This window comes from Curvibacter sp. GW821-FHT09D12 (genome assembly GCF_059416245.1).
In genome coordinates, this window is record NZ_JBWKOU010000026.1 from 58,139 (window position 1) to 70,428 (window position 12,290).

Below are 12,290 nucleotides of genomic sequence, written 5' to 3' on the forward strand. Positions count from 1 at the left end.
ATTACTCCGAGGCAGCACCCTCGGCTTCGGCGCTGGCGTCCTGGCTGGCAGCCAGATCAGCGGCTTCGGCTTCTGCAATGGAGCGGCGCTCGGCTTCGTCCATGGCGTCCTTGGCCTTGCGAGCCTGGTGGTAAGCCAAACCGGTACCGGCCGGGATCAGGCGACCCACGATGACGTTTTCCTTCAGGCCACGCAGCTCGTCGCGCTTGCCCATGATGGCAGCCTCGGTGAGCACGCGGGTCGTTTCCTGGAACGACGCGGCCGAGATGAAGGAGTCGGTCGACAGCGAGGCCTTGGTGATCCCCAGCAACAGGTTGCTGTAGGTGGCAGGCACCTTGTTGTCGCGCTGCAGGGCCTCATTGGTGTTGAGGATTTCCGAGCGCTCGACTTGCTCGCCGGCGATGTAGTTCGACTCGCCAGTGTTCTCGACGACCACACGACGCAGCATCTGGCGAACGATCACTTCAATGTGCTTGTCGTTGATCTTCACGCCTTGCAAGCGGTACACGTCCTGCACTTCGTCGACGATGTAGCGGGCCAGCTCTTCCATGCCCAGCAGGCGCAGGATGTCTTGCGGGTCGGCCGGGCCGTCCACAATCGATTCGCCCTTGTTGACCACCTGGCCTTCGTGCACCAGGATGTTCTTTTCCTTGGGCACGAGCTCTTCGAACACACGGCCTTCCGGATCGGTGATCTGCAGACGGACCTTGCCCTTGGTTTCCTTGCCGAACGACACGGTACCGGTCATTTCGGCCAGGGTGCCCTTGTCCTTGGGGGTACGGGCTTCGAAGAGTTCGGCCACACGCGGCAGACCGCCGGTGATGTCGCGGGTCTTCTGACCTTCGATTGGGATACGGGCCAGCACCTCGCCAGGACCCACGTCCTGGCCGTCGCGCACCTGGATCAGAGCGCCGACCTGGAAACCGATGGTCACCGAGTGGTCGGTGCCCGGGATCTTGACTTCCTGGCCTTGGGCATCAATCAGCTTGACCTGCGGACGCACCACCTTGGCCGAGCCACGACGCTTGGGATCGATCACCACCAGGGTGGACAGACCGGTCACTTCGTCGACCTGCTTGGCAACGGTCAGACCCTCTTCGACGTTCTCGAATTTCACCTGACCGGCGAACTCGGTGATGATCGGGCGGGTCAGCGGATCCCAATTGGCAAGGATGGTGCCAGCCTTGATGGTCTGGTCGGCCTTCACCGTCAGGGTCGCGCCGTAAGGCACCTTGTGGCGTTCACGCTCGCGGCCATGCTCGTCCTGGATGATGATTTCACCCGAACGTGCAATCACCACCAGTTCACCCTTGGTGTTGCTCACGTAGCGCATCGTGGCATTGAAGCCGATGATGCCGTTGGACTTGGCTTCCACGCTGGAGGCGATGGCAGCACGCGAAGCGGCGCCACCGATGTGGAAGGTACGCATGGTCAGCTGGGTACCCGGCTCACCGATGGACTGGGCAGCAATCACACCCACGGCTTCGCCGAGGTTGATCAGGCCGCCACGGCCCAAGTCGCGGCCATAGCACCTGGCGCACAGACCGTAGCGGGTTTCGCAGATCAGGGCGGTGCGAACCTTCACTTCGTCGACGCCAGCGGCTTCGAGGTCTTCGATCAGGTCTTCGTCCAGCATGCTGCCAGCCACAGCCAGCACAGCGCGGGTTTCCGGGTGCAGCACGTCTTCAGCAGCGGTGCGGCCCAGGATACGGTCACGCAGCGATTCGATGACTTCACCGCCTTCGACGATGGCGCGCATCAGCGAACCATTGGTGGTGCCGCAGTCGTCTTCGGTGACCACCAGATCCTGCGTCACGTCGACCAGTCGACGGGTCAGGTAACCCGAGTTGGCCGTCTTCAGCGCCGTATCCGCCAGACCCTTACGGGCACCGTGGGTGGAGATGAAGTACTGCAACACGTTCAGACCTTCACGGAAGTTCGCCGTGATGGGGGTCTCGATGATGGAGCCGTCAGGCTTGGCCATCAGACCCCGCATCCCTGCGAGCTGACGGATCTGGGCGGCAGAACCACGGGCACCGGAGTCAGCCATCATGTAAATCGAGTTGAACGATTCCTGATCGACTTCCTTGCCGTGACGGTCAATGGTCCTTTGCTTGGCCAACTGGGCCATCATGACCTTGGAGACTTCGTCACCCGACTTGCCCCAGATGTCCACCACCTTGTTGTAGCGTTCACCAGCGGTCACCAGACCGGAGACGTACTGCTGTTCGATCTCCTTCACCTCGCGCTCGGAGCGCTCGATGATGCCTTGCTTCTCTGGTGGCACCAGCATGTCGTCGATGCAGATCGAGATGCCGGCGCGGGTGGCCAGACGGAAACCGTTTTGCAGCAGCTTGTCGGCGAAGACCACGGTTTCCTTCAGACCGCACTTGCGGAAGGAGACGTTGATCAGCTTCGAGATTTCCTTCTTCTTGAGCGCCTTGTTGATGTTGGCAAAAGGCAGGCCCTTGGGCAGGATCTCGGACAGCAGTGCGCGGCCAGCAGTGGTCTCGACCAGCTTGGTGTCAGGCACGAATTCGCCGGTGGCCTTGTCCTTGTTCCACTCGGTGATACGCACGGTGACGCGGGCGGTCAACTCGACCTGGCCTGCATCAAAGGCACGTTGCACTTCGGGCACATCGGAGAACACCAGGCCTTCGCCCTTGGCGTTGATGCGGTCACGGGTCGTGTAGTACAGACCCAGCACCACGTCTTGCGAGGGCACGATCGAGGGTTCGCCCGAGGCGGGGAACAGCACGTTGTTGGAGGCCAGCATCAGCGTGCGGGCTTCCATCTGGGCTTCCACCGACAGCGGGACGTGGACAGCCATCTGGTCACCGTCAAAGTCGGCGTTGAAGGCCGCGCAGACCAGCGGGTGCAGTTGAATGGCCTTGCCTTCGATCAGGATGGGTTCGAAGGCCTGGATGCCCAGACGGTGCAGCGTAGGCGCACGGTTGAGCATGATCGGGTGTTCCTTGATGACTTCTTCAAGGATGTCCCAAACCACCGGCGTGCCGGATTCAACTTCCTTCTTGGCTGCCTTGATGGTGGTGGCAATGCCCATCGCCTCGAGGCGCGAGAAGATGAAAGGCTTGAACAGTTCCAGCGCCATCAGCTTGGGCAGACCGCACTGGTGCAACTTCAGGGTCGGGCCCACGGTAATGACCGAACGACCCGAGTAGTCGACGCGCTTGCCCAGCAAGTTCTGACGGAAACGACCGCTCTTGCCCTTGATCATGTCGGCCAGCGACTTGAGAGCACGCTTGTTGGCACCGGTCATGGCCTTGCCACGGCGGCCGTTGTCGAGCAGCGAGTCGACGGCTTCCTGCAACATCCGCTTTTCGTTGCGGGCGATGATTTCAGGGGCCTTCAGCTCCAGCAGGCGACGCAGACGGCTGTTGCGGTTGATGACGCGGCGGTACAGGTCGTTCAGGTCGGAGGTGGCGAAACGGCCACCATCCAGCGGCACCAGCGGACGCAGGTCCGGCGGCAACACGGGCAGCACTTCGAGCACCATCCACTCGGGCTTGATGCCCGACTTCTTGAAGGCTTCGAGCACCTTGAGGCGCTTGGCGTTCTTCTTGACCTTGACTTCAGAGCCGGTCAGGTCGCCGCGCAGGCGTTCGATCTCCGTGTCGATGTCAATCGCCTCCAGCAGATCCTTGATGCCTTCGGCGCCCATCTTGGCGATGAATTCATCGCCGTATTCCTTGCGCTTGGCGTCGTAGTCGTCCTCGGACATGATGCTGAACTTCTTCAGCGGGGTCATGCCGGGGTCGGTCACCACGTAGGCTTCGAAGTACAACACGCGTTCGATGTCGCGCAGCGTCATGTCGAGCACAAGGCCCAGACGCGATGGCAGCGACTTCAGGAACCAGATGTGGGCGCAAGGCGCGGCCAGGTCGATGTGACCCATGCGTTCACGACGCACCTTGGTCTGGGTGACTTCAACGCCGCACTTTTCGCAGATCACGCCACGGTGCTTGAGGCGCTTGTACTTGCCGCACAGGCACTCGTAGTCCTTGATGGGGCCGAAGATCTTGGCGCAAAACAGGCCATCACGCTCGGGCTTGAAGGTGCGGTAGTTGATGGTTTCTGGCTTTTTCACCTCACCGAAAGACCAGGAACGGATCTTCTCAGGCGAAGCCATGCCGATGCGGATGGCATCGAAATGCTCATCGGGCGTGAATTGCTTGAACAGGTCGAGTAGCGATTTCATGTGACTCTTTCCTTTTCAAATTAAGAACGTTCGAGTTCGATGTCCAGGCCCAGGGAACGGATTTCCTTGACCAGCACATTGAACGACTCCGGCATGCCGGCTTCGATGGCGTGTTCGCCCTTGACGATGCTTTCGTACACCTTGGTACGACCTTGCACGTCATCGGACTTGACGGTGAGCATTTCCTGCAGAACGTAGGCGGCGCCGTAAGCTTCCAGCGCCCACACTTCCATTTCCCCGAAACGCTGACCACCGAACTGGGCCTTGCCGCCCAACGGTTGCTGCGTGACCAGGGAGTACGGGCCGGTGGAACGGGCGTGCATCTTGTCGTCGACCAAGTGGTGCAGCTTCAAGAAGTGCATGTAGCCGATGGTGGTCGGACGCTCGAACGGTTCACCTGTGCGGCCGTCGATCAGGTTGGCCTGGGTGCGTGCAGCGGTCAGGCCCTTGGTGGCAGCGATGTCGTCCGGGTAGGCCAGTTTCAGCATGGCGCGGATGTCCTCTTCGGCGGCACCGTCGAACACCGGGCTGGCGAAAGGCACGCCAGTCTTGAGGTTCTCGGCCATCTCGATGACGTCTTGGTCGCTCAGTTGGGACAGGTCTTCCTTGCGGCCATGTGCGTTGTACAGCTCTTCGAAGAACTTGCGCAGTTCAGCCAGACGGCTTTCAGCCTGCAGCATGTTGCCGATGCGCTGGCCAATGCCCTTGCCGGCCCAGCCCAAGTGGACTTCAAGCACCTGACCCACGTTCATCCGCGAAGGCACACCCAGCGGGTTCAGAACGATGTCGGCAGGGGTGCCGTCGGCCATGTAGGGCATGTCTTCGACCGGAACGATCTTGGACACCACCCCCTTGTTACCGTGACGGCCGGCCATCTTGTCACCCGGCTGCAGACGACGCTTGACGGCCAGGTACACCTTGACCATCTTCAGCACGCCAGCAGGCAGTTCGTCGCCCTGGGTCAACTTCTTGCGCTTTTCTTCAAAAGCCAGGTCGAAGCTGTGACGGGTCTGCTCCAGCGAATTCTTGATGGATTCGAGCTGGGTGGCGACTTCGTCTTCAGCCGGACGGATATCGAACCAGTGGAACTTCTCGACCGAGCTCAGGTAAGCCTTGTCGAGCTTGGTGCCCTTGGCCAGCTTTTGCGGGCCGCCATTGGCAACGCGGCCGGTGAGCAGCTTTTCGATACGGTCGAAAGCGTCGGCCTCAACGATGCGCAACTGGTCGTTCAGGTCAAGGCGGAAGCGCTTGAGTTCATCGTCAATGATCTGCTGGGCACGCTTGTCGCGGGTGATGCCTTCACGGGTGAACACCTGCACATCGATCACGGTGCCTTGCGAGCCCTGATCCACACGCAGCGAAGTGTCCTTCACGTCGGAAGCCTTCTCACCGAAGATGGCACGCAGCAGCTTCTCTTCAGGCGTCAGCGTGGTTTCACCCTTGGGGGTGACCTTGCCCACCAGCACGTCGCCGGGTTGCACTTCGGCGCCGACGTAGATGATGCCCGACTCGTCGAGGCGGTTCAGCTGCTGTTCAGACAGGTTCGGGATGTCACGGGTGATTTCTTCAGCGCCCAGCTTGGTGTCACGGGCCATCACCACCAGTTCCTCGATGTGGATCGAGGTGTAGCGGTCGTCGGCCACCACGCGTTCGGAGATCAGGATCGAGTCTTCGAAGTTGTAGCCGTTCCAGGGCATGAAGGCGATCAGCATGTTTTGGCCGATGGCAATTTCACCCAGGTCGGTCGAGGCACCGTCAGCAATCACGTCACCCTTGGCCAGCTTGTCGCCACGCTTGACGATCGGACGCTGGTGGATGTTGGTGTTCTGGTTGGAACGCTGATACTTGATGAGGTTGTAGATGTCCACACCCACTTCACCGGCCACGGCTTCGTCGTCGTTCACACGCACCACAATGCGGGTAGCGTCGACGTAATCCACCACGCCACCACGGGTGGCAGTGACCACGGTGCCCGAGTCGACAGCTGCCACGCGCTCGATCCCGGTCCCCACCATGGGCTTCTCGGGACGCAGCACCGGCACGGCCTGACGCGACATGTTGGCACCCATCAAAGCGCGGTTCGCATCATCGTGCTCGAGGAACGGAACCAGCGAGGCAGCGACCGACACGATCTGGGCGGGCGACACGTCCATGTACTGCACGCGCTCGGCGCTCAGCAAGGTCGATTCACCCTTTTCACGGGCCGACACCAGGTCACCCGTCAGACGGCCTTCGGCGTCCAGAGTGGCATTGGCCTGGGCGATCACGTACTTGCCTTCTTCGATGGCCGACAGGTAATCGATCTGGTCGGTCACCTTGCCGTCCACCACGCGACGGTACGGGGTTTCGATGAAACCGTACTCGTTCAGGCGGGCGTACAGAGCCAGGGAGTTGATCAGACCGATGTTCGGACCTTCAGGCGTTTCAATCGGGCAGACGCGACCGTAGTGGGTCACGTGCACGTCACGCACTTCGAAGCCGGCGCGTTCGCGGGTCAAGCCACCCGGGCCAAGGGCCGACACACGGCGCTTGTGGGTGATTTCGGCCAGCGGGTTGGTCTGGTCCATGAACTGCGACAGCTGCGAGGCACCGAAGAACTCCTTGAGAGCCGCGGAAATCGGCTTGGAGTTGATCAGGTCGTGCGGCATCAGCGGCTCTTGCTCAGCCTGACCCAGACGTTCCTTCACGGCCTTTTCGATGCGAGCCAGACCTGTGCGGTATTGGTTCTCAGCCAGTTCACCCACGCAACGCACGCGGCGGTTGCCCAAGTGGTCGATGTCGTCGACTTCGCCATTGCCGTTGCGCAGATCCACCAGGATCTTGACCACAGCCAGGATGTCTTCGTTGGTCAGCACCATCGGACCCGTCGACTCTTCGCGACCGATCTTGGCGTTGAACTTCATGCGCCCGACGCGCGACAGATCGTAGGTGTCGGGGTTGTAGAACAGGCGCTGGAACAGAGCCTGCACAGCGTCTTCGGTAGGCGGCTCGCCTGGGCGCATCATGCGGTAGATGGCCACACGGGCAGCGAACTCGTCGTTGGTTTCGTCCGTGCGCAGGGTCTGCGAGATGTACGGACCTTGGTCCAGTTCATTCGTGTAGATGCACTGCAGATCGAGGATGCCGGCGCTGCGCAGCTTCTTCAGCAGCGCTTCGGTCAGCTCATCGTTGGCCTTGGCCAGAATTTCGCCAGTGTCGCCGTCCACGATGTTGCGAGCCACAACGCGGCCGATCAGGAAGTCTTCAGGCACGCTGACATGGGTGGTGCCCGATTGCTCGAGCTCACGGGTGTGGCGCGCCGTGATGCGCTTGTCCTTGGCCACCACCACCTTGCCGGACTTGTCGGTGATGTCAAAACGAGCCACCTCGCCGCGCAGGCGCTCGGGCACGAATTCCATCTGTGCACCGCTGTCCATCAGGCGGAAGTTGTCGTTGACAAAGAAGTTGGCCAGGATCGACTCAGGGTTCAGGCCGATGGCCTTGAGCAGAGTCGTGACCGGCATCTTGCGACGGCGGTCCACGCGGAAGTACAGCAGGTCCTTGGGATCGAATTCGAAGTCGAGCCAGGAGCCGCGGTAAGGAATCACGCGGGCCGAGAACAGCAACTTGCCCGAACTGTGGGTCTTGCCCTTGTCGTGCTCGAAGAACACACCAGGCGAACGGTGCAACTGAGACACGATCACGCGCTCAGTGCCGTTGATGATGAACGAGCCCTTGTCGGTCATCAGGGGCACTTCGCCCATGTAGACCTCTTGCTCCTTCACTTCCTTGACCACCTTGGACTGGGCGCTGGAAGATTCGCGGTCGTAAATGATCAACTGAACTTTGGCGCGCACAGCCGATGCGAAGGTCAAACCACGGGTTTGGCATTCACGAACATCGAACGCGGGTTTGGCGAGGTTGTACTCGACAAACTTCATCTCCACGAAACCGTTGTGCGAGACGATGGGGAAGGCAGCCTGAAAAGCGGCCTGCAGACCTTCGTTGGTGCGTTTCTGGGGGGCAACATCTGCTTGCAGGAATGCAGTGTAGGCATCCTTCTGCATCTGCAGCAGGTAAGGCACTTCGAGCACGCTGTCGCGGCTGCCGAAACTTTTGCGGATTCGCTTGCGTTCGGTGTATGAATAGGCCATGAAATCTCCGGGCAAAGACATGAGTCCTGGGTCTTCGACGACTGGACCCGCGGGACGGTGGTGCACGCTGGGCACACACGTGCGGGCTTGGCGGTTGGCCACTACCAACCATGGCTGACGGCGATGCATTGCACATCACCCGGACCAAGGCATCTTCTGCTGTCGGGGTCAGAAGACACTCAAAAGCTGCCAGTCTGCAGCTTTTGGGTGCGCTCTGTGAGACGCATCCAATAAGCACCAAAGGCTGGAGGCCCTTTGTGAGCACTCCAGCCTCTGAGCGAGACCCAATTACTTGAGTTCGACCTTGGCGCCAGCTTCTTCCAGCTTCTTCTTGGCAGCTTCGGCGTCGGCCTTGGCAATGCCTTCCTTGACGGCCTTGGGAGCGCCGTCGACCAGGTCCTTGGCTTCCTTCAGACCCAGGCCGGTGATTTCACGCACGGCCTTGATGACGGACACCTTGTTGGCGCCAGCTTCGAGCAGAACGACGTTGAATTCGGTCTTCTCTTCAACGACAGCAGCAGCAGCGCCGCCACCAGCAGCAGGAGCGGCCATCGCGGCAGCGCTCACGCCAAACTTCTCTTCGATGGCCTTGACCAGGTCGTTGAGTTCGAGGACCGTCATGCTGTCGAGAGCGGTCAGAAATGCGTCTTTATCGAATGCCATTTTTAAATTCCTAACAATTGGTTCAAGGTTGCTGTGGGCTCAAGCAGCCACAGCAGCTTCTTCGGTTGCGCCTTCGCCTTTTTTGGCCGCCAAAGCACCCAGCACCACGGCGGTGCGGGAGATCGGGGACATCAGCAAGCCACACAACTGGGCCAGCAACACTTCCTTCGACGGAATGTTGGCCAGTTGCTTAACGCCGTTCACATCCAGGGCTTTACCTGCGAAAGCGCCGCCGCGAATCACCAACTTGTCGTTGGTCTTCGCGAAATCGGCCACCACCTTAGCGGCAGCCACAGCGTCTTCGGAGAAGCCATAGATCAGCGGACCGGTCATCTGGTCGGCGACAACGTCAAACTGGCTGCCAGCCACAGCACGACGGGCCAGGGTGTTCTTCAGAACACTCAGGCTCACGCCCTTGCTGCGAGCATCAACGCGCAGTTTGGTCATGTCAGCGACCGTGATGCCACGGTATTCCGCGATCACGAGCGTTTGAGCTTTAGCGGCGAGGCTGGTCACTTCGGAAATGACCGCTTCTTTCTCACTGCGATTCAGACTCAAGGTCTACTCCTTCAAAATGCGTCTCAGGATCACTCCTTCGACGCGCCTTAGTGCAGCGACCAACTGTTTTGGAAAATTTCCATCTGCAGCGGGATCGCCATCTGCGCTGGCCCCTCGGGTATTAAGTGATGGCTTTTCAGCCCCCACACCAGCGGTCTTGGATGGCCCTGCGATCTCTTTCAAGACCTCAGGCCCACCACACCAGAGGACTGACGTCCCCTGACGATTTCTTGCTCGAAGCGATCAGGCTGCGATGGTTTGGGTGTCGACGCGAACGCCCACGCCCATGGTCGACGACACGGCAACCTTGCGCAGGTAAACACCCTTGCTGGTCGCTGGCTTGGCCTTGTTCAGTGCATCCACGAGAGCAGCCAGGTTGCCCTGGAGCTTGTCGGTGTCGAACGAACGACGGCCGATGGTGGAGTGAACGATACCGGCCTTGTCGACGCGGAATTGCACCTGACCAGCCTTGGCGTTGCGCACAGCGGTGGCAACGTCGGGGGTCACGGTACCCACCTTGGGGTTAGGCATCAAACCGCGCGGGCCCAGGATCTGGCCCAGGGTACCGACGATGCGCATGGCATCGGGGGCAGCAATCACGATATCGAAGGGCATGTCACCAGCCTTCACCTGGGCAGCCAGGTCGTCCATGCCAACCACGTCAGCGCCAGCGGCCTTGGCTTCTTCAGCCTTGGCACCTTGGGCGAACACAGCCACACGCTTGGTCTTGCCGGTACCGTTGGGCAGCACCACGGCGCCACGAACGACTTGATCCGACTTCTTAGCGTCAATGCCAAGCTGCACAGCCACGTCGATGGACTCATCGAACTTGGCGGTAGCATGCTCTTTCACCAGGGTGATGGCGTCGTTCAGCGCGTACAGCTTGTTGCTGTCAACCTTGCCTTGCAGGGCTTTTGCTTTTTTGGTGAGCTTAGTCATCACAGACCCTCCACCGTCACGCCCATGGAGCGTGCGGAACCAGCGATGGTACGAATTGCGGCATCAACGCTGGCTGCGTTCATGTCCTTCATCTTGGTCTTGGCGATTTCTTCGAGCTGAGCGCGAGTGATCTTGCCAACCTTGTCGCTGTGCGGACGAGCAGAGCCCTTGTCCAGCTTGATGGCCTTCTTGATCAAAGTCGTCGCAGGCGGCGTCTTGATGATGAAGGTGAAGCTCTTGTCAGCGAACGCGGTGATGACCACGGGCAGCGGCAGACCTGGCTCAACACCTTGAGTCTGAGCGTTGAACGCCTTGCAGAACTCCATGATGTTCAGGCCGCGTTGACCCAGTGCCGGGCCGATCGGTGGGGACGGGTTGGCCTTGCCAGCTGGCACTTGCAGCTTCACAAAACCGACGATTTTCTTCGCCATGCTTTACTCCTTGCGGGTCAAACGCCATGCAGGTCAAGCAACCAGCACATGGCTTCCCGGGGTTAACGACTCTGAATTTGACGTTGTGCCGAGTCGGGTGGCACAACAACCGGCAAGCCGGAGAAACTCAGGTCTTTTCGACCTGCGTGAACTCGAGCTCAACAGGCGTGGCACGACCAAAGATGGTCACAGACACACGAACCTTGCTCTTTTCATAGTTGACTTCTTCCACCGAGCCATTGAAGTCGGTGAAAGGACCTTCCTTGACACGAACCAGTTCGCCAACCACAAACTCAACCTTGTGGCGTGGCTTGTCCGTGCCTTCTTGCATCTGGCTGACGATCTTCTGAACTTCTTCTTCAGAGATTGGAGCAGGACGGTTCTTGGCCCCACCCACAAAGCCAGTCACCTTGTTGGTATGCTTCACCAAATGCCAGGACTCATCGTCCATCACCATCTCGACCAGCACGTAGCCAGGGAAAAAGCGGCGCTCAGTGGTTTTGCGCTGGCCATTCTTCATTTCAACCACTTCTTCGGTCGGAACGAGAATGCGCCCAAACTTGTGCTGCATGCCAGCACGGTTGATACGCTCTGTGATGTTGCGTTCAACCGCCTTTTCCATACCCGAATAGGCATGGACAACATACCAACGCAGATCGGGATTGGTGGGGGTGGCAGCCACCGGGGCCACCGAGTTGTCAACAGCGTCAGTCATTATCGTTTCCACCCCAGAATCAAGTCGTAGAACAACCACTCAAGGGTCTTGTCGGTGAACCACAAGAACAAAGCCATGATCACGACAAAGCCAAAAACATACGCAGTAATCTGAATGGCCTCTTTGCGGGTAGGCCAGACAACCTTGCGCACTTCACGCACAGCCTCTCGGCCGAATGCAACCAACTGGCGGCCCGACTCCGAGGTCAGGAACACAGCACCTGCAGCGACCAAACCCACAATCAGTGCAGCCCACTGCGCCAACGCGCCCTGTTGAGTCAGCAGATAGAACGCCACCAAGGCCGCAAGCACCAATGCGCCTGCAGCCACGAGCTTGGCCTTGTCGGCCCCTGTGTTGACAGTTTCAACCTGTGAAGTTGCCATGATGGGCTGGATTCCGCTTCAAATTTGTTGCGTGTCCTGAGACACAGAAGCCCGTCAGGGCTTGACGGGCTTTTGATGCCACCTTCAGGTGGCAGGGGCAGTAGGAATCGAACCTACAACCTTCGGTTTTGGAGACCGACGCTCTGCCAATTGAGCTATACCCCTCCGAGACAATTACTCGATGATGGTCGCAACCACGCCGGCGCCCACAGTCTTGCCACCTTCACGGATGGCGAAACGCAGACCTTC

General features: G+C 59.7%; 9 protein-coding genes and 1 tRNA gene. All 10 read right to left on the minus strand.

Features of this window, described 5'->3' with window-relative positions; genetic code table 11:
* Position 1: 1 nt before the first annotated feature.
* Positions 2–4,219 carry a DNA-directed RNA polymerase subunit beta' gene (rpoC, locus tag AC07PT_RS26295; protein ID WP_492350715.1) on the minus strand — a complete coding sequence of 1,406 codons (4,218 nt, stop codon included), beginning with the start codon at positions 4,217–4,219 and terminating at the stop codon, positions 2–4.
* Between the two features lie 20 nt (positions 4,220–4,239).
* Complete coding sequence (gene rpoB / locus AC07PT_RS26300; RefSeq protein WP_492350714.1) at positions 4,240–8,352, minus strand: DNA-directed RNA polymerase subunit beta; 4,113 nt, start codon at positions 8,350–8,352, stop codon at positions 4,240–4,242.
* Between the two features lie 288 nt (positions 8,353–8,640).
* Positions 8,641–9,015 (minus strand): 50S ribosomal protein L7/L12, encoded by a 375-nt coding sequence (gene rplL / locus AC07PT_RS26305; RefSeq protein ID WP_492350713.1) that lies wholly within the window; start codon positions 9,013–9,015, stop codon positions 8,641–8,643.
* Between the two features lie 39 nt (positions 9,016–9,054).
* On the minus strand, positions 9,055–9,573 hold the full coding sequence (gene rplJ / locus AC07PT_RS26310; RefSeq protein WP_027477533.1) for a 50S ribosomal protein L10: 519 nt from the start codon (positions 9,571–9,573) through the stop codon (positions 9,055–9,057).
* Positions 9,574–9,816: 243 nt separating this feature from the next.
* A complete protein-coding gene (gene rplA / locus AC07PT_RS26315) occupies positions 9,817–10,512 on the minus strand; it encodes a 50S ribosomal protein L1 (protein ID WP_492350712.1) in 696 nt (231 codons plus the stop codon).
* Positions 10,512–10,943 carry a 50S ribosomal protein L11 gene (gene rplK, locus AC07PT_RS26320; RefSeq protein ID WP_019577992.1) on the minus strand — a complete coding sequence of 144 codons (432 nt, stop codon included), beginning with the start codon at positions 10,941–10,943 and terminating at the stop codon, positions 10,512–10,514. Before rplK ends, rplA begins: the two co-directional genes overlap by 1 nt.
* A gap of 127 nt (positions 10,944–11,070) precedes the next feature.
* Complete coding sequence (gene nusG, locus AC07PT_RS26325) at positions 11,071–11,658, minus strand: transcription termination/antitermination protein NusG (RefSeq protein WP_492350711.1); 588 nt, start codon at positions 11,656–11,658, stop codon at positions 11,071–11,073.
* Entirely contained in the window at positions 11,658–12,041 is a 384-nt protein-coding gene (gene secE, locus AC07PT_RS26330) for a preprotein translocase subunit SecE (RefSeq protein WP_027477536.1), read from the minus strand. The genes nusG and secE overlap by 1 nt, the downstream gene beginning before the upstream one ends.
* An 89-nt stretch (positions 12,042–12,130) precedes the next feature.
* Positions 12,131–12,206, minus strand: a tRNA-Trp gene (locus AC07PT_RS26335).
* 9 nt (positions 12,207–12,215) lie between these two features.
* The coding region (locus tag AC07PT_RS26340) for an EF-Tu C-terminal domain-related protein (RefSeq protein ID WP_494658062.1) at positions 12,216–12,290 on the minus strand (75 nt) is incomplete at its 5' end.